This window comes from Pseudomonas sp. A0308 (genome assembly GCF_044218815.1).
Classification (GTDB): Bacteria; Pseudomonadota; Gammaproteobacteria; order Pseudomonadales; family Pseudomonadaceae; genus Aquipseudomonas; species Aquipseudomonas iridis.
Genome location: NZ_CP162581.1, coordinates 1113525 through 1134861, shown reverse-complemented (window position 1 = coordinate 1134861; position 21337 = coordinate 1113525). Strand labels below are relative to the sequence as shown.

The 21337-nt window shown below is 56.8% G+C and carries 25 protein-coding genes; 18 read left to right on the top strand and 7 right to left on the bottom strand.

The window, feature by feature from the left end; all coding sequences use genetic code 11:
• Positions 1-220: 220 nt before the first annotated feature.
• Positions 221-415, bottom strand: a complete 195-nt coding sequence (gene csrA, locus AB4P92_RS05475; RefSeq protein ID WP_003179932.1) for a carbon storage regulator CsrA — start codon at positions 413-415, stop codon at positions 221-223.
• Between the two features lie 250 nt (positions 416-665).
• On the opposite strand from csrA, the gene AB4P92_RS05470 reads away from it, so the two are divergent.
• On the top strand, positions 666-1034 hold the full coding sequence (locus AB4P92_RS05470; RefSeq protein ID WP_042558677.1) for an SPOR domain-containing protein: 369 nt from the start codon (positions 666-668) through the stop codon (positions 1032-1034).
• Between the two features lie 85 nt (positions 1035-1119).
• On the top strand, positions 1120-2031 hold the full coding sequence (locus AB4P92_RS05465; protein WP_395599061.1) for a siderophore-interacting protein: 912 nt from the start codon (positions 1120-1122) through the stop codon (positions 2029-2031).
• A gap of 51 nt (positions 2032-2082) precedes the next feature.
• Here the strand turns inward: AB4P92_RS05465 and AB4P92_RS05460 are convergent, their stop codons facing one another.
• From AB4P92_RS05460 to AB4P92_RS05450, 3 genes are all read right to left on the bottom strand, one after another.
• Positions 2083-2772 carry an endonuclease gene (locus AB4P92_RS05460; protein ID WP_042558679.1) on the bottom strand — a complete coding sequence of 230 codons (690 nt, stop codon included), beginning with the start codon at positions 2770-2772 and terminating at the stop codon, positions 2083-2085.
• 4 nt (positions 2773-2776) lie between these two features.
• A complete protein-coding gene (locus AB4P92_RS05455) occupies positions 2777-3046 on the bottom strand; it encodes a DUF1654 domain-containing protein (protein ID WP_395599657.1) in 270 nt (89 codons plus the stop codon).
• 199 nt (positions 3047-3245) lie between these two features.
• Entirely contained in the window at positions 3246-4334 is a 1089-nt protein-coding gene (locus AB4P92_RS05450; protein ID WP_047300467.1) for an asparaginase, read from the bottom strand.
• 348 nt (positions 4335-4682) lie between these two features.
• Between AB4P92_RS05450 and AB4P92_RS05445 the strand changes: the two genes are divergently transcribed.
• From AB4P92_RS05445 to AB4P92_RS05410, 8 genes are all read left to right on the top strand, one after another.
• A complete protein-coding gene (locus AB4P92_RS05445) occupies positions 4683-5132 on the top strand; it encodes a hypothetical protein (protein WP_395599060.1) in 450 nt (149 codons plus the stop codon).
• 191 nt (positions 5133-5323) lie between these two features.
• The gene (locus AB4P92_RS05440) at positions 5324-6280 is read left to right on the top strand and encodes a sugar ABC transporter substrate-binding protein (protein WP_042558682.1); all 957 of its coding nucleotides are present in this window, start codon (positions 5324-5326) and stop codon (positions 6278-6280) included.
• Positions 6281-6335: 55 nt separating this feature from the next.
• Positions 6336-7889, top strand: a complete 1554-nt coding sequence (locus tag AB4P92_RS05435; protein ID WP_042558683.1) for a sugar ABC transporter ATP-binding protein — start codon at positions 6336-6338, stop codon at positions 7887-7889.
• A complete protein-coding gene (locus tag AB4P92_RS05430) occupies positions 7886-8863 on the top strand; it encodes an ABC transporter permease (RefSeq protein WP_042558684.1) in 978 nt (325 codons plus the stop codon). Before AB4P92_RS05435 ends, AB4P92_RS05430 begins: the two co-directional genes overlap by 4 nt.
• Positions 8864-8866: 3 nt before the next feature.
• Complete coding sequence (locus AB4P92_RS05425; protein ID WP_042558685.1) at positions 8867-9886, top strand: LacI family DNA-binding transcriptional regulator; 1020 nt, start codon at positions 8867-8869, stop codon at positions 9884-9886.
• Positions 9887-9910: 24 nt separating this feature from the next.
• Positions 9911-10828 (top strand): ribokinase, encoded by a 918-nt coding sequence (gene rbsK / locus AB4P92_RS05420; protein ID WP_395599059.1) that lies wholly within the window; start codon positions 9911-9913, stop codon positions 10826-10828.
• Positions 10825-11229: a D-ribose pyranase gene (gene rbsD, locus AB4P92_RS05415; protein ID WP_042558687.1), complete on the top strand. Its 405-nt coding sequence runs from the start codon at positions 10825-10827 to the stop codon at positions 11227-11229. The genes rbsK and rbsD overlap by 4 nt, the downstream gene beginning before the upstream one ends.
• A 31-nt stretch (positions 11230-11260) precedes the next feature.
• A complete protein-coding gene (locus AB4P92_RS05410; protein WP_047300470.1) occupies positions 11261-12289 on the top strand; it encodes a nucleoside hydrolase in 1029 nt (342 codons plus the stop codon).
• A gap of 30 nt (positions 12290-12319) precedes the next feature.
• On the opposite strand, the gene AB4P92_RS05405 is transcribed toward AB4P92_RS05410, so the two are convergent.
• A complete protein-coding gene (locus tag AB4P92_RS05405; protein ID WP_042558689.1) occupies positions 12320-12526 on the bottom strand; it encodes a hypothetical protein in 207 nt (68 codons plus the stop codon).
• A gap of 132 nt (positions 12527-12658) precedes the next feature.
• Between AB4P92_RS05405 and AB4P92_RS05400 the strand changes: the two genes are divergently transcribed.
• Together AB4P92_RS05400 and AB4P92_RS05395 are read left to right on the top strand one after the other, a co-directional pair.
• A complete protein-coding gene (locus AB4P92_RS05400; RefSeq protein WP_395599656.1) occupies positions 12659-12964 on the top strand; it encodes a hypothetical protein in 306 nt (101 codons plus the stop codon).
• A 165-nt stretch (positions 12965-13129) separates the two neighbouring features.
• Positions 13130-13447 (top strand): I78 family peptidase inhibitor, encoded by a 318-nt coding sequence (locus tag AB4P92_RS05395; protein ID WP_042558690.1) that lies wholly within the window; start codon positions 13130-13132, stop codon positions 13445-13447.
• A 72-nt stretch (positions 13448-13519) separates the two neighbouring features.
• Here the strand turns inward: AB4P92_RS05395 and AB4P92_RS05390 are convergent, their stop codons facing one another.
• Together AB4P92_RS05390 and AB4P92_RS05385 are read right to left on the bottom strand one after the other, a co-directional pair.
• The gene (locus AB4P92_RS05390; protein ID WP_003179963.1) at positions 13520-13732 is read right to left on the bottom strand and encodes a cold-shock protein; all 213 of its coding nucleotides are present in this window, start codon (positions 13730-13732) and stop codon (positions 13520-13522) included.
• A gap of 287 nt (positions 13733-14019) precedes the next feature.
• Entirely contained in the window at positions 14020-14322 is a 303-nt protein-coding gene (locus AB4P92_RS05385; RefSeq protein WP_042558691.1) for a hypothetical protein, read from the bottom strand.
• Positions 14323-14692: 370 nt separating this feature from the next.
• Between AB4P92_RS05385 and thrS the strand changes: the two genes are divergently transcribed.
• From thrS to pheT, 6 genes are all read left to right on the top strand, one after another.
• Positions 14693-16615 carry a threonine--tRNA ligase gene (gene thrS, locus AB4P92_RS05380; RefSeq protein ID WP_042558692.1) on the top strand — a complete coding sequence of 641 codons (1923 nt, stop codon included), beginning with the start codon at positions 14693-14695 and terminating at the stop codon, positions 16613-16615.
• A complete protein-coding gene (infC, locus tag AB4P92_RS05375) occupies positions 16615-17166 on the top strand; it encodes a translation initiation factor IF-3 (RefSeq protein WP_176469887.1) in 552 nt (183 codons plus the stop codon). Before thrS ends, infC begins: the two co-directional genes overlap by 1 nt.
• Positions 17167-17225: 59 nt before the next feature.
• Entirely contained in the window at positions 17226-17420 is a 195-nt protein-coding gene (rpmI, locus tag AB4P92_RS05370) for a 50S ribosomal protein L35 (RefSeq protein ID WP_002553160.1), read from the top strand.
• 28 nt (positions 17421-17448) lie between these two features.
• Positions 17449-17805 (top strand): 50S ribosomal protein L20, encoded by a 357-nt coding sequence (gene rplT, locus AB4P92_RS05365; RefSeq protein WP_042558693.1) that lies wholly within the window; start codon positions 17449-17451, stop codon positions 17803-17805.
• Between the two features lie 109 nt (positions 17806-17914).
• Positions 17915-18931 carry a phenylalanine--tRNA ligase subunit alpha gene (gene pheS, locus AB4P92_RS05360; RefSeq protein ID WP_003226365.1) on the top strand — a complete coding sequence of 339 codons (1017 nt, stop codon included), beginning with the start codon at positions 17915-17917 and terminating at the stop codon, positions 18929-18931.
• A 26-nt stretch (positions 18932-18957) separates the two neighbouring features.
• Positions 18958-21336: a phenylalanine--tRNA ligase subunit beta gene (gene pheT, locus AB4P92_RS05355; protein ID WP_395599058.1), complete on the top strand. Its 2379-nt coding sequence runs from the start codon at positions 18958-18960 to the stop codon at positions 21334-21336.
• Position 21337: the final 1 nt, after the last annotated feature.

The following is a 21337-nucleotide window of genomic DNA, read 5'->3' as shown; positions in this document are numbered from 1 at the left end:
GGGCGAATTCCCTGCGCTCTATCGGAATCGTCCGACAGCCAGCCTTTGGAATGGCCGGTAAGATCGAGCGGTAACAGGGGGTAGGGAGAATGAAGCGGAAGGGGATTGGTGTGTCAGGCGCCGTGCCCAACAGAGTGGGGAGCGGGTGGCAATACGGCGCGTATATCTCTAGCCAGTCATTGTGCTGGGCAAACGAACTGGCTACTGACTGCGATGCGGCTCAGGGTGTCTGTGGTTTGTCCGGAGCGGTCAGGCCAGCCTGAATGCGCTGGTAGATCTCTTCACGGTGCACCGCAACGTTCTTCGGAGCGTTGATGCCAATTCGTACTTGCTGGCCGCTAACGCCCAGGATGGTGATGGTGATGTCATCACCAATGTTTATGCTTTCACCGACTTTGCGGGTGAGTATCAGCATGGTCTTCTCCTTGATTGCTTTGTAGGGCACCTGATTCAGACAGTGCAGAGGTCGGTGGTACGTATAGATTAGTGCGAAGTCTCACAGTTTGGGTGCCTCTTTCTGACGCGCAGATGCGGCATTAATTCCCAGGGCGTAACTATACAGAGGCTGCAATCATCAATCTCGTTGTTTCGTGCCCATTTTGCGGGGCTCGCGAAGTATTTATGAATGGTAAGATCGCCGCTTTGAGATTTCCGAGGAAACCGTTGTGCGCAAATTGGTCTGGATAGTCGCGGCACTGGCATTGGCAGGATGTGGTGAAGGCAAGAGTGTAGACGCGCAAAAGCCGAAAACGGCGGTCGCGACTGCTCCTGCGGTCGCCTCTGCTCCACAGTGGGATCTCGAGGTGCGCGGCGAAACGCCTCAGGCTGTCAGTGATCTGAGCGGCTGGCTGATCGAGCATGCGTTTGTTCCGACGGTAATCAAGGACAGCAGCGGCAAAGTGCGAATTCTGATTGGTCCTTTCAACTCCAAGGCTGAAGCCGAAGCTCGGCAGGTGCAGGTCGATGCGGCATTGGCAAAGGCCAAAAAACGGAATATCGAATCGGTGGTGATCGAACATCCGATCCAGCCGTAACATTGTTTTCAGCGGAGCAGCTTAAAGGGTGTCGGATGCGATTCGTCTTATACGAGTCACTTACGATTTCTTGAAGGAGCTCCGCATGGCCTCCGCCAATCCCTACAAGCTCTTCAGTGCTGTGCTGCAGCGTAAAATCCGGTTGAGCCCGCACTTGATGCGGATCACCTTTGCCGGTCCTGAAATTGCCAGCATGGCCACCTGGGCGCCCGATCAGCGGGTCAAACTTTTTTTCCCTGCCGCAGATGGTTCTCCTGCAAATCTTGCGCAGGAGGAAGGTTGGTACGCGCGTTTCCGTTCGATGTTGGCGAGCCGCCGTCCGGCGATGCGTACTTACACGATTCGTCATCTGCGTACCGAGCAAGGTGAGGTCGACATTGATTTCGTTTTGCACGGTGAGACGGGGCCTGCTTCGCGCTGGGCGTTGCGAGCGCAGTCGGGCGAGTCGATGCAAATCCTTGCGCCTGACAACCGTTTCTCTGCGAAGGAGGCCGGAGGGTTCGAATGGCGGCCGCCGCAGGCTCTCAAGCAAGTATTGCTGGTTGCTGACTCGACGGCGTTGCCGGCAGCCATGGGCATTCTTGATGAGTTGGCTGCCCTTGCCGATCCACCCCAGACGCAAGCTTTCTTCGAAGTCGACAGTGCACAAGACATGCTTTCAGTGCCTGACTGGCCGGGGCTTACAGTTCAATGGCTGATCCGTGAGCAGGCAGATGCGACAGTCGCCGGGATGTTGATGGTTGAGGCGGTGCGGCAGGCGACCTTGCCCATTCATGCTTCGTCAGCGAGCCAGGCCATCGAACTCGCTGAGGTCGATGTTGATAAAGATATTCTTTGGGAAATCGCCAATACGGCGCAAGAAGGATTTTACGGCTGGGTCGCTGGCGAAAGTGCGGCCGTCATGAGTTTGCGCAAATACCTTGTCAAGGACTGCGGGATCCCTCGTGAATCGCTCAACCTGATGGGATATTGGCGCCACAACAAGCCTGGCGGCTAGCCACAAAAAAAGGCCTCGAACATAACGTTCGAGGCCTTTTTTGTGCTTCCATCAGCTGCAGGCTTTCATGCTCACCGGGCCGACAAATTCGTTGCCGCGCCCCATCACGCACGCCACGCTCTGATTGCGCTGGCGTTCCCAGTCTTGCACCGGGTAGGTCTTGTCCCACGCCTCATATAACTGCCGATCCTGTTTCGACAGACGCAAGCCGTATTGCTTGCTCATGTAGAAATAAGTGCGGGCAATCATGCCGCGAATTGAAGGGCGGGGCATGACCTTCTTGGCCTTGAAGTCGACCTGGGTCAGGCAAGAGCCGTACTGACCGGATTGCACTGGCAGCCAGCCATAGCTGAAATTGCTGCGATCGCCATTCACCTCGCCAATGCTCGGTACCAGGTTATGCAGGTCGGCTTCGGCCTTCTGGTAGATCGGGTCGTAGCGTGTGCAGTTCTTGCGTCCGCCTTCCTGCCAGCATTGGCGCTGATGGCCAAACTGCCAGGCGGGCACAATATGCTCCCATTCGATACGTGACGCGCGCTTGGCATTTTTGCGCGGTACGTAACCACAGGCTTTCAAATCAACCCGGTTGCCGGTGTATTTGCAGCCGCAATAGAACTCGGTGGACTGCGGTGCGTACAACTTCCAGGCGACCTTCTTGGCTTCGGAAAATGTGCGAGGTGCGCCCGCCTGGGCGCCCATGGCGATGAACAGCAAGAACAAAGCAAAACAGCGGACAATCATTGAATCAATCTTCCTTCGGCACAACCCAAAAAATCTGCACGCCGCCATCGTCGCGGTAGGCGAGGGTGACGTTGTCGTTCTCGTCGATTTCCTCGAGCAGGCGCTCCCAGTCATCCATCGGCTCGTCCGGCAGGCGGAAGATCAGTGCGGCTTTGGCTTTCTGTGCGGCGGGGGAATTGATGATTTTTTGAACGCGCATACCCATGCGTTCATAAGCGTCAGGAGCATCAGGGGAGGTGGCCACGAGGTTATCCTTATTAAGCTGTACGTGCATACAGTATTTAACTGTAAGCATTTTCGCAACTGCTTAAAATTCAAGAAAATCCTCTGACAGCGCTTTTCCGATTTTGGTGTAGGGCGAGTCGAATTTTTTGTGGGGAAGATGCATGCGGGGTCGTAGGCGACGCACCACCCGCCAATCAGGCGAGTGGTGAGAAAATTGCCCCATCAAGAGTTGATCGGGCGAAGGTCAATCAGTATTCCCAGAACATCCGTTGCAGCTCTTTGCTGTCATTGGTTTTGGTCAGTGCGACCATCGCCAGGATGCGGGCTTTTTGCGGGTTCAGGTCGTGAGCGACGACCCAGTCGTACTTGTCGTCAGGTTGTTCGGCATTGCGCAGAACGAAGCCGCCAGCGTTGACGTGGGACGAACGGATGATCTGCACGCCATCTTTGCGCAGGGCTTGCAATGAAGGGACTACGCGCGAGGACACCGAGCCGTTACCAGTGCCAGCGTGGATGATGGCTTTGGCGCCGGATTGGGCGAGTGCCTTGTAGGCGGTATCGCTCACATTGCCGTAGGAATAGGCGATTTCTACGTCAGGCAGGCTCTTGATGTTTTTGATGTCGAACTCGGAATCCATGGTGTGACGCTTGGCTGGCAAGCGGAACCAGTAGGATTTGCCTTCAACGACCATGCCCATTGGGCCCCAGGCACTTTTAAAGGCCTCGGTCTTGATGTTGATCGTTTTGCTCACGTCACGACCGGACTGGATTTCATCGTTCATGGTCACCAGTACGCCTTTGCCGCGAGCTTCTTTGCTGCTGGCCACCGCGACGGCGTTGTACAGGTTGAGCATGCCATCAGCGGACATGGCGGTACCCGGACGCATCGAGCCGACGACGATAATCGGCTTGTCTGTCTTCTCTACCAGGTTAAGAAAGTAAGCGGTTTCTTCCAGCGTATCGGTGCCGTGGGTGATGACGATGCCGTCGACATCTTTGCTGTCAGCCAGCTCGGCGACGCGACGTCCCAATTGCAGCAAGTTGTCGTTAGTGATGCTTTCCGAGGCGATCTGCATGACTTGTTCGCCACGCACATTGGCCAGTTTGCTCAATTCAGGAATGCCGGCAATCAGTTGCTCGACGCCGACTTTGGCCGCCTGGTAAGTGGCGCTGTTGGCGGCGCTGGCGCCAGCCCCGGCAATAGTGCCGCCGGTGGCGAGGACCACAACGTTGGCGAGTTTGGTCTGGGTTTCGACTTCTTTTGCCTGAAGAGCAGTCGGCAGGAGCAGGAGGAGGGCCAAAGCGCCCGGGACGAAGGTGTTGAAAGCAGATTTCATTATTTTTCTCTCTAGTAGTGAGACGGTGCTGATGCAAGTTCATCTAGATGCGCCCCGAGCCGATCTGGATGCCGGGGTGCGGTGTAGGGAGCAGGATCTGTACCAGCCGTACTTTGCGTTAGAGAAATGTTTAACCTGATGATTTACATCAGTATTTTGTGATTTTAGAAAGAGCGCCTCGCATCGGGTATCCGGGTTTCCGAACAATGCGGGCCTTTATGTTCGGCTCTCCGAAAAGGGCTACGGCTTCTGTCGAACGAATCGGGTTGCCGTATCTGGAATAGGTGCTAAAGAAACCTTTGCGTTGGCCGATGCGTGTTCAGGGAAACTAAAATTTAGGGAGTTCTCATGTCACTGACGATTGGTTTATCAAATCCCGCTGCTGTCACCATCGGCGGCAAAACCGCTGCGACGATCAATGCAATTAGTAAAGCGGAAGCGGACGCTTCTGCCGAGGCGCTGGGCGTCGAGAAAGAAGAGAGCAATCAGGTCAGAACCGGTGGTCCCGCACAGGAAGAAAGCAAGGCTGCCGAGAACGACGATAGCCTGAGTATCGCGGGCAAACTGCTGCGGAGGCGGATTCAGGAATTGCAGAGGCAACTCCAGGACCTGAAGCAGAAATTGGCTGCGGCACAGACGGCGAGCTATCCAACACCCGAAGTCAAGGCGCAAGTGGTCATGTCCATGCAGGGGCAGGTCGCTGACACCCAAAACGCGTTAACAGAAGCCATGAATGCATTGTTCAAGGAGATGGCCAAGGGCTCCGGCAGTGGTGGTCTGGTCAATACCACCGCATAAGCATCGCGGGGCGGTCAGAAGAGTCGCCCTACAAAAATGACGATTTCTGATTGTTGACAAACGTCGGGGGTATTCGCATAGTTCGATCTACGCAAACGTTTGCGCGTCTCGCTTGATACTTTGCTCGAAGAAGGCGTAGCTTACGCCAGCGCAAACGTTGCTCAAAATAATCATAAGATCGGAGTGAACCCATGAAGCTGCCATTTGCTGGACGTCTTCTTGCTGTCGCTATGCTGGCTGCCACAGCCGCTGCATTACCCGTCTCTTCGGCGTTCGCCGAATCCCCGGAAAAACCCAAAGTCGCACTGGTCATGAAATCCCTGGCCAACGAATTCTTCCTGACCATGGAAGATGGCGCCAAAGCCTACCAAAAAGAACACTCCGCCGATTTCGACCTGATCTCCAATGGCATCAAGGACGAGACCGACACCGCAGGCCAGACGCGCATCGTCGAGCAAATGATTCTGGCCAAGGTCAATGCCCTGGTCATCGCGCCTTCTGACTCCAAGGCCATGGTGCCGGTGATCAAGAAAGCCGTCGATGCCGGTATTACCGTGATCAACATCGACAACCAGCTCGATCCGCAAATTGTCAAAAGCAAAAACATCAGCGTGCCATTCGTAGGCCCGGACAACCGCAAAGGTGCACGTCTGGTAGGCGAATATCTGGCCAAACAGCTGAAGGCCGGTGACGAAGTGGGCATCATTGAAGGCGTGTCCACGACGACCAATGCTCAGCAGCGTACCGCTGGCTTCAAGGATGCGATGGAGGCGGCGCAGATCAAGGTGGTTTCCCTGCAGTCCGGTGACTGGGAGATCGATAAAGGCAACAAGGTTGCCGCGTCGATTCTCAGTGAGTACCCGGATGTCAAAGCGTTGCTGGCTGGTAATGACAGCATGGCCGTCGGTGCCGTTTCCGCCGTGCGTGCTGCGGGCAAGGCAGGCAAGGTGCAGGTTGTCGGCTACGACAACATCAATGCCATCAAGCCAATGTTGAAGGACGGTCGTGTACTGGCGACTGCGGATCAGTATGCCGCCAAACAAGCGGTGTTCGGTATCGAGACCGCGCTGAAAATCATCAAAGGCGAGAAGGTCGACAGCGGTACCAATGGCGTGATTGAAACGCCGGTCGAACTGGTCACCAAGTAAGTCCTCTGGCGATACAACGGCGCTCGCCCGACCGGGTGAGCGCATGGAGATTTTTATGTCAGTTTCCGCTCCGAACGCTGTCCTCTCGGTCAGCGGTATCGGTAAGACCTATGCGCAACCGGTGCTCACGGGCATCGATTTGACGCTGATGCGCGGTGAAGTACTGGCGCTGACCGGCGAGAATGGCGCCGGTAAAAGCACCCTGTCGAAGATCATTGGTGGTCTGGTTACCCCGACCACTGGCCAGATGCAGTTCCAGGGCAAGGACTATCGCCCGGGCAGCCGTACCCAGGCTGAAGATCTTGGCGTGCGCATGGTCATGCAAGAACTCAATCTTTTGCCGACATTGTCGGTGGCGGAAAACCTGTTTCTCGACAACCTGCCGAGCAACGGCGGCTGGATCAGCCGCAAGCAATTGCGTAAGGCAGCCATCGAAGCCATGGCGCAGGTTGGGCTTGATGCGATCGATCCGGACACCCTGGTCGGCGAATTGGGCATCGGGCATCAGCAGATGGTCGAAATCGCCCGCAACCTGATCGGCGATTGCCATGTGCTGATTCTCGACGAGCCGACCGCGATGCTCACGGCGCGTGAAGTCGAAATGCTTTTCGAGCAGATCACTCGCCTACAGGCGCGCGGCGTCTCGATCATCTACATATCCCATCGCCTCGAAGAGTTGGCCCGCGTGGCGCAACGCATTGCTGTGCTGCGTGATGGCAACCTGGTGTGCGTCGAGCCAATGGCCAATTACAACAGCGAGCAACTGGTCACGCTGATGGTCGGGCGCGAACTGGGCGAACACATCGACATGGGCCCGCGCAACATCGGTGCCCCGGCGTTGACGGTCACAGGTCTGACTCGTTCCGACAAGGTGCGCGACGTCTCGTTCGAAGTGCGTGCCGGGGAGATCTACGGGATTTCCGGTCTGATCGGAGCAGGGCGCACCGAACTGCTGCGGCTGATTTTTGGGGCCGACGTCGCTGACAGCGGCACGATTGCACTGGGCTCGCCAGCGCGAGTGGTGAGCGTACGTTCGCCGGTCGATGCCGTGCGCAATGGCATTGCGTTGATCACCGAAGATCGCAAAGGCGAAGGCTTGCTGCTGAGCCAATCGATCAGCGCCAACATTGCCTTGGGCAACATGCCGGAAATTTCCAGTGGCGGTTTCGTCAACAACGGCGACGAAATCTCACTGGCGCAACGACAAATCGACGCGATGCGCATCCGCAGCTCAAGCCCGACACAGTTGGTTTCGGAACTGTCCGGTGGTAACCAGCAAAAGGTCGTGATCGGTCGCTGGCTGGAGCGTGATTGTTCGGTGCTGTTGTTCGATGAACCGACTCGTGGCATCGACGTCGGTGCCAAGTTCGACATCTATGCCTTGCTCGGTGAGCTGACGCGCCAGGGCAAAGCGCTGGTGGTGGTATCCAGTGACCTGCGTGAATTAATGCTGATCTGCGACCGGATCGGTGTGTTGTCGGCGGGGCGTCTGATCGACACCTTTGAGCGCGACAGCTGGACCCAGGATGATTTGCTTGCTGCCGCGTTCGCCGGCTACCAAAAACGTGATGCGTTGCTCAACGAAGCGGCGCCTAGGGATCTCCCATGAAAACTGCATCTCCTGCCAGCAAGCGTAGTGGCAACTTTTACGGACTGGGCACCTATCTGGGGCTGGCCGGTGCACTGCTGGCGATGATTGCGCTGTTCTCGGTCTTGAGCAGCCACTTTCTGTCCTATAACACTTTCAGTACGTTGGCCAACCAGATTCCCGACCTGATGGTGCTGGCCGTCGGCATGACCTTCGTGTTGATCATTGGCGGTATCGATCTGTCGGTGGGCTCGGTGCTGGCGCTCGCGGCATCAACGGTCAGCGTGGCCATGCTCGGTTGGGGTTGGAGCGTGTTGCCGGCGGCGTTGCTCGGTATGGCGGTCGCGGCATTGGCGGGCACCGTCACGGGTTCGATTACCGTGGCCTGGCGCATTCCTTCGTTCATCGTTTCTCTCGGTGTACTGGAAATGGCCCGTGGTCTGGCTTACCAGATGACCGGCTCGCGCACGGCTTATATTGGGGATTCGTTCGCCTGGTTGTCGAACCCGATTGCTTTCGGTATTTCACCGTCGTTTATCATTGCTTTGCTGGTGATTTTTATTGCGCAGGCGGTTTTGACGCGCACGGTGTTCGGTCGTTACCTGATCGGTATCGGTACCAACGAGGAAGCGGTGCGGCTGGCGGGGATCAATCCAAAACCTTACAAAATTCTGGTGTTCAGCCTGATGGGCCTGCTGGCCGGTGTTGCCGCGCTGTTCCAGATTTCTCGACTGGAAGCAGCGGACCCGAATGCGGGCTCCGGTCTGGAGTTGCAAGTGATTGCCGCGGTGGTGATCGGCGGCACCAGCCTGATGGGTGGGCGCGGTTCGGTCATCAGCACTTTCTTCGGCGTCCTGATCATTTCCGTACTGGCGGCCGGTCTGGCGCAGATCGGTGCCAGCGAACCGACCAAGCGCATCATCACCGGTGCGGTGATTGTGATCGCGGTCGTGCTCGATACCTATCGCAGCCAACGCGCCAGTCGGCGGGCTTGAAACATGGCGACAATCAAGGATGTGGCGGCGCTCGCGGGGATTTCCTACACGACCGTGTCTCACGTGGTGAACAACACACGACCGGTCAGTAAGGAGGTCCGGTTGAAAGTCGAGGCGGCCATCAAAAGCCTCGATTACGTGCCGAGCGCGGTGGCGCGCTCGCTGAAGGCCAAAACCACTGCAACCATTGGCTTGCTGGTGCCCAACAGTCTCAACCCGTACTTCGCCGAGTTGGCGCGGGGCATCGAGGATTACTGCGAGCGTAATGGCTACTGCGTGATCCTCTGCAACTCAGATGACAACCCGCAAAAGCAGCGCAGCTACTTGCGTGTCCTGCTGGAAAAGCGTGTCGACGGCTTGATCGTCGCGTCGGCCGGCGGTGACAGTGGTCTGGCGCAGGGGCTGGCCGGGGTAAAGACGCCAATGGTGATTGTCGACCGTGGACTGGATGGCGTGGATGCCGATCTGGTGCGCATCGATCATGAGTACGGCGCTTACCTCGCCACCCGTCATCTGTTGGAGCTTGGCCACCGCGATATCGCGACCATTGGCGGCCCTGCGAGCACCAGCGTGGCGCAAATGCGTCAGGCCGGTTTTTGCCGTGCGCTGAAAGAGGCGGGCATCGAAGTGTCGCCAGCGCGCATGCTCGAGAGCGATTTCACAAGCACCGGCGGTTACAACGCAGCGACGACGCTGCTTGCGAGCGACCCGCCGAGCGCGATTTTTGCCGGGAACGACATGATTGGCATCGGGGTGCTGCGAGCGGCGGCTGAACGCAAGGTGCGAGTGCCGAGCGAGCTGTCGGTGATCGGCTTCGACGATATCCAGATGAGCCGCTATGTGTATCCGGCCCTGACCACCGTCGGCCAGTCGATCCTGCAGCTGGGCGAGATGGCGGCTGAAGTACTGCTGCGAAGGATTGCTACCCCAGGCCTGGTCACTGATCAACGGATCGTGACCCCGAGTATTGTCTTGCGCGAATCGACTGCGCCGCTGTCCGGCGTGTTCACCGAGTACCGCTGAAACCGAATTGACGAGTAGTGATGTATGCCAGCAAATGTAGTGGTAATAGGCAGCCTGAACATGGATCTGGTCACCCGTGCGCCACGGCTGCCCCGTGGCGGTGAAACGCTGATCGGACATTCCTTTGCCACCGTCTCTGGTGGCAAGGGCGCCAACCAGGCCGTGGCTGCCGCGCGCCTTGGTGCGCAAGTGGCGATGGTCGGCTGTGTAGGCAGCGATGACTATGGCGTGCAGTTGCGCGAAGCGTTGCTGGCCGAGCAGATTGACTGTCAGGCGGTCAGCGTTGTCGAGGACTCCAGTGGCGTGGCGCTGATCGTGGTCGATGACAACAGTCAGAACGCGATCGTGATTGTCGCCGGTGCCAACGGCGCCATGACGCCGGCGGTGATCGACCGCTTCGATGCCGTGTTGCAGGCCGCCGACGTTATCATCTGCCAGCTTGAGATTCCGGATGCAACCGTGGGCCATGCGCTCAAGCGTGCGCGTGTGCTGGGCAAGACCGTTATCCTCAATCCTGCCCCTGCCAGCCGTCCATTGCCGGCAGACTGGTTCGCAGCCATCGATTACCTGATTCCCAACGAAAGTGAAGCCGCTGCCTTGAGCGGATTGCCGGTTGATTCGCTGGAAACTGCAGAAAGCGCGGCAAGTCACCTGACCGCGATGGGCGCAGGAAAGGTCATTATCACCCTTGGTGCTGAGGGCTCGTTGTTCGCCAACGGCAAAGGTTTCGAGCATTTCCCGGCGCCGAAAGTGAAGGCGGTCGATACCACGGCAGCGGGGGACACCTTCGTCGGTGGTTTTGCCGCTGCCCTGGCCGCTGGCAAGTCCGAGGCCGAAGCGATCCGCTATGGGCAGATTGCCGCCGCTCTTTCGGTTACTCGCGCTGGCGCGCAGCCTTCCATTCCAACCATGTCCGACGTACAGGCCTTTAAACCCGCATGAAAAAGACTCCTTTGCTGAACGTCGCGCTGTCGCGACTGATCGCATCTCTGGGCCATGGCGACATGGTGGTGATTGGTGATGCCGGCTTGCCGGTGCCGCCGGGTGTCGAGCTGATCGACCTGGCGCTGACCCATGGTGTTCCGGACTTTGTCAGCACCCTGAAAGTCGTGCTGAGCGAGATGCAGGTAGAAAGCCATGCGCTGGCCAAGGAAATCTTCGACAAGCAACCGACTGCGTTGACTGCGCTGGACGAGTTGAATGAAGAAGGTGCACTGGGTCGTCGCGATCTGCTCAGTCATGAGCAATTCAAGGTTCTTAGCCGACAGGCACGGGCGATTGTTCGTACAGGCGAATGTCAGCCGTACTGCAACATCGTTCTGGTGGCTGGTGTAACGTTCTAACTTTCGATTTCACATGCACAAGGAATGCGCCATGCAACGCTATGCTCAAAAAATGCACCAACTGCTCCGGAGTCTGCTGCTTTTGTCCCTGATATCTGCAACCGGCGCTCACGCGGCGGAAAAAATCGACCTGATTATCGACACCGATCCGGGTGCCGACGACGTGGTCGCCTTGCTGTTCGCGCTGGCCTCGCCAGACGAGCTGAACATCCGTGCGCTGACCACCGTGGCCGGCAACGTGCGCCTCGACAAGACTTCGCGTAACGCACGCCTGGCTCGCGAATGGGCGGGGCGCGAGGATGTACCCGTCTACGCCGGCGCGCCGAAGCCGCTGATGCGCACGCCGATCTACGCCGAGAACATCCATGGCAAGGAAGGCCTGTCGGGTGTCACTGTGCACGAACCGAAAAAAGGTCTGGCTGAAGGCAGTGCGGTCAATTACCTGATCGATACCCTCAAACAGGCCAAGCCACACAGCATCACCATCGCCATGCTTGGCCCGCAAACCAACCTTGCGCTGGCGTTGATCCAGGAGCCCGAGATTGTGCAGGGCATCAAGGAAGTGGTGATCATGGGTGGCGCGCACTTCAACGGCGGCAACATTACCCCGGTGGCGGAATTCAACCTGTTTGCCGATCCGCAAGCTGCTGAAGTGGTACTCAAGAGCGGTGTGAAGCTGACCTATCTGCCACTGGACGTCACCCACAAGATTCTTACCAGCGATGCGCGCTTGAAGCAGATTGCTGCGCTCAACAACAACGCGAGCAAAATTGTCGGCGATATCCTCAACGAGTACATCAAGGGGGATATGGAGCATTACGGCATTCCGGGTGGCCCGGTGCATGACGCTACTGTCGTGGCTTATCTGCTCAAGCCAGAACTGTTCACCGGTCGCTCGGTAAACGTCGTGGTTGATAGTCGTGAGGGGCCGACTTTCGGTCAGACCGTCGTCGATTGGTATGACGGTCTCAAGGCTCCGAAGAATGCATTCTGGGTGGAAAATGGCGACGCTCAAGGGTTCTTCGATCTGCTGACCGAACGCCTGAAACGCCTGAAGTAATACCCCGCCCGCAGGTGCCAGCCTGCGGGTTTATCCCCCCAGCGCGTGCTCGGTCTGTTCGATCGGGTACCGTTCGAAAATCTGCTTGATGAATTGCTGGGCCGCTTCGGTGCCCAGCTCTTTGACCAATAGATCGATACCAATAAGCGCCAACTCTTCAGTGGACCCCGGGCTGTAGGAGCTGTGTCCGTCTGCCCATTTGGCTTTGATGTCGGCGTCGATGCTTACACTGGTCATGATGAGGCTCGAAAAGTCGGGAAGTCTGTGTGCCGAGTTAACCATTTTGTCGGACATTTGGCACTGCGACTTAGGCATGAGTGGAGTGCTATGCGACACTTGGTCTTTTCCGGCGAATCCAAGGACAGTGCTGTGCAGATCGATTTGAATACCCCTGACGGCCTTACGCTTGATGCTGTGCGTCGATTGCTGGCATCGGCCAGCGATGATGAACACACGCAGTTGCGAGTGACCAAGGGCGGTATGGCTTACATCTCTTCTGGTGTGTCGGGCGGGCAGGACATCGATGGCTTGTTGTTTCGCCTGGAAACCTGGGCCAAGGGGTCGGGTTACGTTGGCAATGTCGCGGCCAGTGACGAGGTGTGGGTTATGCAGATTTTCAACGCGCTCAAGGACAACTGGCCGAATCCGCCATATGACTACATCGACGTTTACTGAGCTCGTTAATATTCAGTCACGATTGATTGATGAGTGGCCCGCGCCGCTCAGGCACACTCGGCGTTTTTCCGATTGTGTGGCCGGGTGATGGCATTTGTCATGAAACCAAACGCCGGATCGGCGGTCGCACGATCTCAGCTAACTATTTGAAAACAAGGAGGCTTCATGCCTTTGAAGTTCGCATCACTGGGTGCACTAATGGCCGTTGCCATGTTGGCCGGTTGCAGCACAACCTCCAGCGAGTCGGCAAAGGATCCTGTGGCGACCGAAGCCGGCCATAGCCGCTGTGAAGCAACGGCAGCGGAGTTCGCCATTGGCAAGAAAGCTTCGCCCGCCCTGTTGGAGCAGGCTCGTGCAAAGGCTGGTGCGCAAAACGCCCGCTTCCTCAAGCCAGACGACATGATCACTCTGGAATACCGCTCTGATCGCTTGAACCTGAATACCGACAACAGTCTCGTGGTTAATCGCGTCAACTGCGGCTGATAGCCGGCAGCTTTTGTTTCAGGCATAAAAAACCCCGTCACATGGACGGGGTTTTTTTAGTGCGCCGAGAAATTACTCTGGGCGAACCTGTGCAGCTTGCATACCCTTTTGGCCTTTCTCAGCCACGAAGGAAACGGTCTGGCCTTCTTTCAGGCTTTTGAAACCGTCGCTTTCGATAGCTTTGAAGTGTACGAACAGGTCGTCACCGCCACCTTGAGGAGTGATGAAGCCGAAGCCTTTTTCATCGTTGAACCACTTAACGGTGCCGGTTTGGCGATTAGACATGGTGTATCTCCAAGAAACATATATTTTTCAGTACTGTGCTGCTCAGGCCAACTGGGCACACCGGGATATCATAGTCGAAATGTTCGCTTTGTAACCCCCCGGACGTGCTGTTTGCCTACCAGTCGCGTTTTCTTTACTGCCTGTTTCGGCTCAAAGCCCCGGATTTAAAGGCTTTTAGTCGAAAGTAAAGACTATAAAAAAACCTGTAAAACCTGCATAAATCGGTCAGAAAAGCTCAAAACCAGAGCCATTTCTCAGGTTTCAGCCTGCTCAAAATGAATTTTTTGTCACTTTTTCGCCGGGGTGTTGGCCTTGCATTTGGCAATCTGGCCCAGTGCTTTCTGTTGCAATTCAGGCGTTGCCTTGTTGTCCATCAAAGCCTGAATGTCGCTAGCGGGATAAGACTTGATTGCATCAGCGCCGCACGCGCAGTGAGCCTTCGCCGCTGCAGCGCCGATCTGAGGCGTTGCGGCCTGCGAGCATTGCGCCATGTATTTATCACGTTCACCCTTTGGCCAGTCTGCGTGAGCGCTCAACGGCAGCAGCAGAACAATAGGGGCGACTACCGCGAACAGGGTATTCAGACGCATGTGAGGATGCTCCTTGTGGGTCAATGTCTTGTTATCTGATGGCTGAATGGCCAATCAAGTTCAGCACTCTGGCATAAAACGGACGATTTGCCTCACGGCAAGGCGAGAGTACATCGGCGACCGTTCATCTGTGCTAGCATGCCCGACTCGGGCGTTTGCAGGCTCCGGATGACCTCTAGTCCCGGCAGCGGCAGCGTACGAAAATCCCGATTTGAATCCCAGTCACTCTGGTTCGGTTTCCGGTTGGCCGCAAGGCTCCTGCCGCTGTAAGGCAGGCGTTCGTCATTGAATGGCCTGGATCGGATCTTGTACTGGCTCATCCCAACCCACGTGACCTTTGGTAGGGGTCACCACTAGGAGAGGAGGCGCCATGCCAACTATTACTCTTCCCGACGGCAGTCAACGTTCATTCGATCACCCGGTTTCCGTAGCCGAGGTCGCCGCATCCATTGGTGCTGGTCTGGCCAAGGCCACTGTGGCCGGCAAGGTCAATGGCCAACTGGTCGACGCCAGTGACATCATCGACAGCGATTCGACGCTGCAAATCATCACGCCAAAGGATGAAGAGGGGCTGGAGATCATTCGCCACTCTTGCGCCCACCTGGTAGGTCATGCGGTCAAGCAGCTGTATCCGACGGCTAAAATGGTCATCGGCCCGGTTATTGACGAAGGCTTCTATTACGACATCGCCTTCGAACGTCCTTTTACTCCGGACGACATGGCTGCCATCGAGCAGCGCATGCAGCAGTTGATCGAAAAAGATTACGACGTCATCAAGAAAGTCACTCCGCGCGCTGAAGTGATCGAAGTGTTCAAGGCTCGGGGCGAAGACTACAAGCTGCGCCTGGTCGAAGACATGCCGAACGAGCAGGCCATGGGTTTGTACTATCACGAAGAATACGTCGACATGTGTCGCGGCCCTCACGTGCCGAACACACGTTTTCTGAAGTCCTTCAAACTGACCAAGCTGTCCGGCGCTTACTGGCGCGGCGATGCCAAAAACGAGCAATTGCAGCGCGTTTACGGCACTGCTTGGGCTGACAAGAAGCAGTTGGCAGCCTACATCCAGCGTATCGAGGAAGCCGAAAAGCGCGATCACCGCAAGATCGGCAAGCGCTTGGGCCTTTTCCACACTCAGGAAGAGTCCCCGGGCATGGTGTTCTGGCACCCGAACGGCTGGACTCTGTACCAGGTGCTCGAGCAGTACATGCGCAAGGTGCAGCGTGACAACGGCTATCTTGAGATCAAGACGCCACAAGTCGTTGACCGCAGCCTGTGGGAGAAATCCGGGCATTGGGCCAACTACGCCGACAACATGTTCACCACTCAGTCGGAAAACCGTGACTACGCCATCAAGCCGATGAACTGCCCGTGCCACGTGCAGGTGTTCAATCAAGGCCTGAAAAGCTACCGCGAACTGCCGATGCGTCTGGCCGAATTCGGTGCTTGCCACCGTAACGAGCCATCGGGTGCGCTGCACGGCATCATGCGTGTGCGTGCGTTTACTCAGGACGATGCCCACATCTTCTGCACCGAAGAGCAAATGCAGGCCGAGTCTGCTGCGTTTATCAAGCTGACCATGGACGTTTATCGCGACTTCGGCTTCACCGATGTCGAAATGAAGCTGTCCACTCGTCCGGAAAAACGCGTTGGCTCCGACGAATTGTGGGATCGCGCAGAAGCCGCATTGGCCGCAGCCCTTGACAGTGCGGGTCTTGCGTACGATCTGCAGCCGGGTGAGGGCGCGTTCTACGGTCCGAAGATCGAGTTCTCGCTCAAAGATTGCCTTGGCCGTGTCTGGCAGTGTGGTACTCTGCAGCTCGATTTTAACCTGCCTATCCGTCTGGGAGCCGAATACGTCTCCGAAGACAACAGTCGCAAGCACCCGGTAATGTTGCACCGGGCGATCCTTGGATCCTTCGAAAGATTCGTCGGAATCCTGATCGAGCACTACGAGGGTGCATTCCCTGCGTGGCTGGCTCCGACCCAGGCAGTGATCATGAACATCACTGACAAACAGGCCGATTTTGCCGCCGAGGTTGAAAAAACTCTCAACGAAAGCGGTTTTCGTGCCAAGTCTGACTTGAGAAATGAAAAGATCGGCTTTAAAATCCGTGAGCATACTTTGCTCAAGGTTCCCTATCTCTTGGTTATTGGGGATCGGGAAGTCGAGATGCAGACTGTCGCTGTGCGTACTCGTGAAGGTGCTGACCTGGGCTCGATGCCCGTCGCCCAGTTCGCTGAGTTTCTCGCGCAAGCGGTTTCCCGGCGTGGTCGCCCAGATTCGGAGTAATTACTATTAAGCGTGAAATGAGACAAGATAAACGAGCTGCACCGAAAGCCCCGATCAACGAGAATATCTCGGCACGCGAGGTTCGGTTAATTGGGGCTGAAGGTGAACAGCTTGGGATTGTGTCAATTGAAGACGCGCTTCTTAAGGCTGAAGAGGCCAAACTGGATTTGGTGGAAATTTCCGCCGATGCAGTACCCCCTGTTTGCAAACTGATGGACTACGGCAAATCGATCTTCGAGAAGAAGAAGCAGGTTGCCGCAGCCAAGAAAAACCAGAAGCAGATTCAGGTTAAAGAAATCAAGTTTCGTCCAGGGACGGAGGAAGGGGATTACCAGGTAAAACTGCGCAACCTGGTACGTTTCCTGAGTGATGGGGACAGGGCCAAGGTATCCTTGCGATTCCGCGGCCGTGAGATGGCCCACCAGGAGCTGGGGATGGAACTCCTCAAGCGAGTTGAAGGTGACTTGCTCGAGTACGGTTCGGTCGAACAGCATCCTAAGATGGAAGGACGCCAACTGATCATGGTCATCGCCCCGAAAAAGAAGAAGTAATCAATAGGGCACGGCAGGCCTTCTGATTATGTTTATCAACTGAATGCGGAGTACCGAACATGCCAAAGATGAAAACTAAAAGTGGTGCTGCTAAGCGGTTTCTGAAAACTGCTAACGGTATCAAGCACAAGCACGCTTTCAAGAGCCACATCCTGACTAAAATGTCGACCAAGCGTAAGCGTCAACTGCGCGGTAGCAGCTTGCTGCATCCGTCGGACGTCGCAAAAGTCGAGCGCATGCTGCGCCTTCGTTAATTTTAGTCAAGAATAGAGGAAGTAACTCATGGCTCGTGTAAAGCGTGGCGTCATGGCGCGTAAGCGCCACAAGAAAATTCTGAAACTTGCTAAAGGCTACTACGGTGCACGTTCGCGCGTATTCCGTGTTGCCAAGCAAGCGGTTATCAAGGCTGGCCAATACGCCTACCGTGACCGTCGTCAGAAAAAACGTCAGTTCCGCGCTCTGTGGATCGCTCGTATCAATGCTGGTGCTCGTGTTAACGGTCTGTCCTACAGCCGTTTCATCGCTGGCCTGAAAAAAGCGTCCATCGAGATCGACCGTAAGGTTCTGGCTGATCTGGCAGTGAACGAAAAAGCGGTGTTTGCTGCGATTGTCGAGAAAGCTAAAGCCACCTTGGCTTAAGTACCCCCGACAATCACCCGGCCTCACTTTCGTGGGGCCAGGTGGTAAACGTCTTAAATAGGGGAAGAGCCTTCAAGCTCTTCCCCTATTTTGTATCTGGAGTCTGTACATGGAAAACCTGGATGCGCTGGTCTCTCAAGCACTAGAGGCTGTGCAAAGCGCTGAAGATATCAATGCCCTGGAGCAAATCCGGGTTCAATACCTTGGCAAAAAGGGTGAATTGACTCAGGTGATGAAGACCCTGGGGAATTTGCCGGCAGAAGAGCGTCCGCAAGTCGGCGCCCTGATCAACGTTGCCAAGGAGCGTGTTACAGGCGTTCTCAATGCGCGCATGGCCCTGTTTGAAGAAGCCGAACTGGCTGCCAAGCTGTCTGCCGAGTCCATTGACGTGACGCTGCCGGGCCGAGGCCAGACCTCTGGTGGTCTGCATCCCGTTACCCGGACTCTGGAACGTGTTGAACAGTTCTTCACTCGCATCGGCTACGGCATTGCCGAAGGCCCTGAGGTCGAAGACGATTACCACAACTTTGAAGCGCTCAACATCCCAGGCCATCACCCGGCCCGGTCGATGCATGACACCTTCTATTTCAACGCCAACATGTTGCTGCGCACTCATACCTCGCCGGTACAGGTCCGCACCATGGAATCGAAGCAGCCGCCGATCCGCATTGTCTGCCCAGGCCGTGTGTACCGTAGCGACTCCGATATCACCCACTCGCCGATGTTCCACCAGGTCGAAGGCCTGCTGGTCGATCGCGACATCAATTTTGCCGATCTCAAAGGCACCATCGAAGAATTCCTGAGGGTGTTTTTCGAGAAAGAGCTGGCCGTACGTTTCCGTCCTTCGTACTTCCCGTTCACCGAGCCATCCGCTGAAGTCGACATGGAATGCGTGATGTGCAGCGGTAAAGGCTGCCGTGTCTGCAAGCAGACTGGCTGGCTGGAAGTGATGGGCTGCGGCATGGTTCATCCGAACGTGTTGCGTATGTCCGGCATCGACCCGGAAGAGTTCTCCGGCTTTGCCTTCGGCATGGGCGTCGAGCGTCTGGCCATGCTCCGTTACGGCGTGAACGACTTGCGTCTGTTCTTCGACAACGACTTGCGGTTCCTCGCGCAATTTCGCTAGTCGTAACGAATTCTTAGGAGAGCAGGATGAAATTCAGTGAACAATGGCTGCGTGGCTGGGTTAGCCCGCAGGTAGATCGTGACGAGCTGGTTGCTCGTCTGTCGATGGCCGGTCTTGAGGTCGATAGCGTTACGCCGGCCGCCGGCGTATTCAGTGGCGTGGTCGTGGGCGAGGTGTTGAGCACCGAGCAACACCCTGATGCCGACAAATTGCGCGTTTGCCAGGTCAGCAACGGCGCGGAAACCTTTCAGGTTGTTTGCGGTGCGCCAAACGTGCGCCCGGGCCTGAAGATTCCGTTCGCCATGATTGGTGCCGAGCTGCCGGGCGACTTCAAGATCAAGAAGGCCAAGCTGCGTGGCGTCGAGTCCAACGGCATGCTGTGCTCGCAAGCCGAATTGCAAGTCGGTGAAGGCAACGACGGCCTGATGGAACTGCCGGCTGATGCCCCGGTGGGTGAAGATTTCCGTGTGTATCTGGATCTGGAAGACGCCAGCATCGAGGTCGATCTGACCCCGAACCGTGGCGACTGCCTGTCCCTGGCTGGTCTGGCCCGTGAAGTTGGCGCGCTGTATGCCGCTCCGGTCACCCGTCCAGCGGTGCTTGCTGTTCCTGCCGTGCACGACGAAGTGCGTTCGGTAGAAGTGCTGGCGCCGGCCGCATGCCCGCGTTATCTGGGGCGTGTGATTCGTAACGTCGATCTGTCCAAGCCAACGCCGCTGTGGATGGTTGAACGTCTGCGTCGCGCTGACGTGCGCAGCATCGACGCCGCCGTCGATATCACCAACTACGTAATGCTTGAGCTGGGCCAGCCGCTGCACGCATTCGATCTCGCCGAGATCAATGGCGGCATCCGCGTGCGCATGGCCGAAGAGGGCGAGAAGCTGGTGCTGCTCGATGGTCAGGAAGTCAGCCTGCGTAGCGATACGCTGGTGATCGCCGACCACACGCGTGCTCTGGCAATTGCCGGTGTGATGGGTGGCGAACACAGCGGTGTCTCTTCGACCACTCGCGATGTATTCCTTGAATCCGCGTTCTTTGATCAGATCGCCGTCGCTGGCAAGGCTCGTTCATACGGCCTGCACACCGACGCGTCGCATCGCTACGAGCGTGGCGTCGACTGGCAGCTGGCCCGTGAAGCCATGGAGCGTGCCACTGGCCTGCTGCTGGAAATCACTGGCGGTGAAGCCGGCCCGATCATCGAGACCGTCAGCGACCAGCATCTGCCGTCGATCGCGCCGATCACCTTGCGTGCGCAGCGCATCACCCAGATGCTCGGCATGGAAATGGATTCGGCACAGGTCGAACGTCTGCTCAGCGGCTTGGGGCTGAACATTACTGCTGATGGAGCAGGGCAGTGGCGCGTAGAAGTGCCAAGCCATCGCTTCGACATCAGCCTGGAAGTTGATCTCATCGAAGAGCTGGCCCGTCTGTACGGTTACAACCGTTTGCCGGTTCGTTACCCGCAAGCGCGTCTGGCGCCACAAGCCAAGGCTGAAGCGCGTAGCGATCTGCCGGAACTGCGCCGCTTGCTGGTCGCACGTGGTTATCAGGAAGCAATCACTTACAGCTTCATCGATCCAAGGCAGTTCGAACTGTTCAACCCGGGCGTCGAGCCGCTGTTGCTGGCCAATCCGATCTCCAACGACATGGCTGCCATGCGTTCTTCGTTGTGGCCAGGTCTGGTCAAGGCCCTGCAGCACAACCTGAACCGCCAGCAAGATCGCGTGCGGCTGTTCGAAAGCGGCCTGCGCTTCGTCGGTCAGCTCGAAGGTCTGAAGCAAGAGCCGATGCTGTCCGGTGTTGTCTGCGGTAGCCGTCTGCCGGAAGGCTGGGCGCAAGGTCGCGACACCATCGACTTCTTCGACGTCAAGGCTGACGTGGAAGCAGTGCTGGGCTTCGCCGGTGCACTGGATTCGTTCACTTTCGCTCCGGGCAAACACCCGGCGCTGCACCCGGGTCAAACCGCGCGCATTGAACGGGAAGGGCGTGAAGTCGGTTTCATCGGCGCCATCCACCCGGAATTGTCGAAAGCGCTGGGTCTGGACCGTCCGGTCTTCGTTTTCGAACTGGTTCTGGCTGAAGTGGCACTCGGTAAAATGCCGAAGTTCCACGAGTTGTCGCGCTTTCCTGAAGTGCGTCGTGACCTTGCACTGATCGCGCACAAAGACGTTGCAGCCTCGGCTGTACTGGACGTAATCCGTGAAAATGCAGGCGAATGGCTCACAGATCTCAGGCTGTTTGACGTATATCAGGGTAAAGGTATTGATCCTGATAGAAAAAGCCTTGCAGTTGGCTTGACCTGGCAGCATCCATCGCGCACTCTTAATGACGATGAGGTGAATTCGACGACGCAAAATATCCTCACCTCGCTCGAACAAAGGTTGAACGCCACGTTAAGGAAGTGAC

Bases quoted from the DNA above. Each gene is read 5' to 3' on its own strand.
- csrA (WP_003179932.1), bottom strand. From the start codon at position 415: ATGCTGATACTCACCCGCAAAGTCGGTGAAAGCATAAACATTGGTGAT.
- AB4P92_RS05465 (WP_395599061.1), top strand. From the start codon at position 1,120: ATGGCCTCCGCCAATCCCTACAAGCTCTTCAGTGCTGTGCTGCAGCGT.
- AB4P92_RS05460 (WP_042558679.1), bottom strand. From the start codon at position 2,772: ATGATTGTCCGCTGTTTTGCTTTGTTCTTGCTGTTCATCGCCATGGGC.
- AB4P92_RS05455 (WP_395599657.1), bottom strand. From the start codon at position 3,046: ATGCACGTACAGCTTAATAAGGATAACCTCGTGGCCACCTCCCCTGAT.
- AB4P92_RS05450 (WP_047300467.1), bottom strand. From the start codon at position 4,334: ATGAAATCTGCTTTCAACACCTTCGTCCCGGGCGCTTTGGCCCTCCTC.
- AB4P92_RS05445 (WP_395599060.1), top strand. From the start codon at position 4,683: ATGTCACTGACGATTGGTTTATCAAATCCCGCTGCTGTCACCATCGGC.
- AB4P92_RS05440 (WP_042558682.1), top strand. From the start codon at position 5,324: ATGAAGCTGCCATTTGCTGGACGTCTTCTTGCTGTCGCTATGCTGGCT.
- AB4P92_RS05435 (WP_042558683.1), top strand. From the start codon at position 6,336: ATGTCAGTTTCCGCTCCGAACGCTGTCCTCTCGGTCAGCGGTATCGGT.
- AB4P92_RS05430 (WP_042558684.1), top strand. From the start codon at position 7,886: ATGAAAACTGCATCTCCTGCCAGCAAGCGTAGTGGCAACTTTTACGGA.
- AB4P92_RS05425 (WP_042558685.1), top strand. From the start codon at position 8,867: ATGGCGACAATCAAGGATGTGGCGGCGCTCGCGGGGATTTCCTACACG.
- rbsK (WP_395599059.1), top strand. From the start codon at position 9,911: ATGCCAGCAAATGTAGTGGTAATAGGCAGCCTGAACATGGATCTGGTC.
- rbsD (WP_042558687.1), top strand. From the start codon at position 10,825: ATGAAAAAGACTCCTTTGCTGAACGTCGCGCTGTCGCGACTGATCGCA.
- AB4P92_RS05410 (WP_047300470.1), top strand. From the start codon at position 11,261: ATGCAACGCTATGCTCAAAAAATGCACCAACTGCTCCGGAGTCTGCTG.
- AB4P92_RS05405 (WP_042558689.1), bottom strand. From the start codon at position 12,526: ATGACCAGTGTAAGCATCGACGCCGACATCAAAGCCAAATGGGCAGAC.
- AB4P92_RS05395 (WP_042558690.1), top strand. From the start codon at position 13,130: ATGCCTTTGAAGTTCGCATCACTGGGTGCACTAATGGCCGTTGCCATG.
- AB4P92_RS05390 (WP_003179963.1), bottom strand. From the start codon at position 13,732: ATGTCTAATCGCCAAACCGGCACCGTTAAGTGGTTCAACGATGAAAAA.
- AB4P92_RS05385 (WP_042558691.1), bottom strand. From the start codon at position 14,322: ATGCGTCTGAATACCCTGTTCGCGGTAGTCGCCCCTATTGTTCTGCTG.
- thrS (WP_042558692.1), top strand. From the start codon at position 14,693: ATGCCAACTATTACTCTTCCCGACGGCAGTCAACGTTCATTCGATCAC.
- rpmI (WP_002553160.1), top strand. From the start codon at position 17,226: ATGCCAAAGATGAAAACTAAAAGTGGTGCTGCTAAGCGGTTTCTGAAA.
- rplT (WP_042558693.1), top strand. From the start codon at position 17,449: ATGGCTCGTGTAAAGCGTGGCGTCATGGCGCGTAAGCGCCACAAGAAA.
- pheS (WP_003226365.1), top strand. From the start codon at position 17,915: ATGGAAAACCTGGATGCGCTGGTCTCTCAAGCACTAGAGGCTGTGCAA.
- pheT (WP_395599058.1), top strand. From the start codon at position 18,958: ATGAAATTCAGTGAACAATGGCTGCGTGGCTGGGTTAGCCCGCAGGTA.